Genomic DNA, 1,217 nt, shown 5'->3' on the forward strand with positions numbered 1-1,217 from the left:
CGAGCGCCCTTCGAACTGGTATCGCATCAAGGCCGAGCGCGCCTATTCCTGCCAGTGGTGCGGTCACCACCTGCACCCGACTGTGGGCACTCCGTTTGAAAAGACCCGCACCCCGCTGCAACTGTGGTTCTATGCCATCCACCTGTTCACCACGACGCGCCACGGCGTTTCCGGCAAGGAATTGCAGCGCCAGCTTGGGGTCACTTACAAGACTGCATGGCGCATGGCCGCGCTGATCCGCGAACACATGGCTGATGTTGACGGTGACCGCCCGCTTGGCGGCCCGTTCAAGACCGTGCAGGTCGATGAAACCTTTGTCGGGGGCTATCGCCGCAACGGCATGGGCGGCAAGGGCAAGACCGTCGTGTTCGGGATGCTCGAAAAGCGTGGCGAGCTGGTCGCGGAAGTGGTCGCTGATCGCAAGAGCGGCACCCTGCTACCGCATATCGTCAAGAACGTGCGCCCGCACACCGAAGTCCATACCGATGAGCACCGCGCCTATGGCGGTCTGGCGACCATCAACGGCTATTGGCACAAGAGCGTCAATCACAAGGCCGAGGAATGGGTTTCGGACGAAGGCGCGACGGTGAACGCCATCGAAAGCTTCTGGAGCCACCTGAAGCGGTCAATCGGCGGAACGCACACCAGCGTCAGCCCGAGGCACCTCAACCGCTACGTCAAGGAATTTGAGTATCGCTTCAATCGCCGGAACTGTCCGGAGGCGATGCTGCCGGAGCTTCTTTCGACGTTCCGGCCATTGCCTGCAAAGTAAGGTCGAAGGCGTCGGCGTCACCGATGTCGCCTTCGTGGCACCGGACAAATCCTGAGATATCGTTTTTCGCTCGCGCTTCTCGAAGTGTCATGTTACTCTCTGGCACCGCAAAATTCCTTGTGATTCAAATGTTTGATATGACTCATGTTTTACGCAATCTGCCGCCAAAGCATCATCGACGCAAGATGATGAAGCGCCAAAAATTATCCGTGAAGGGGCAGGTAGCCCTTACCGGCCTCACAGTTCTGCTAGGCCTTTCGGCTCTCAAGGCTTTGGACGTCGGGGCAGCATGGTCTGTCGGCGCGATCATCCTGTTCGGGTCGATATGCGCTTTCGCTTACCTAGCGTTGCGGGGCGAATAAGTCCTGTCTGGCTCGTTTGAGCGAGCGGCGGGCGTGCCGCGTCATCGATGCCGATCGCAAGAGCGTGCGCTACCGTTCCATCC

At 59.2% G+C, this 1,217-nt stretch carries 1 protein-coding gene; it reads left to right on the forward strand.

Features of this window, described 5'->3' with window-relative positions; genetic code table 11:
* A partial coding sequence (locus D620_RS15475) for an IS1595 family transposase (protein ID WP_017666495.1) occupies positions 1–772 on the forward strand: 772 nt, incomplete at its 5' end.
* Positions 773–1,217 lie beyond the last annotated feature (445 nt).

The sequence above is a fragment of the Porphyrobacter sp. AAP82 genome, from assembly GCF_000331285.1.
GTDB lineage: Bacteria > Pseudomonadota > Alphaproteobacteria > Sphingomonadales > Sphingomonadaceae > Erythrobacter.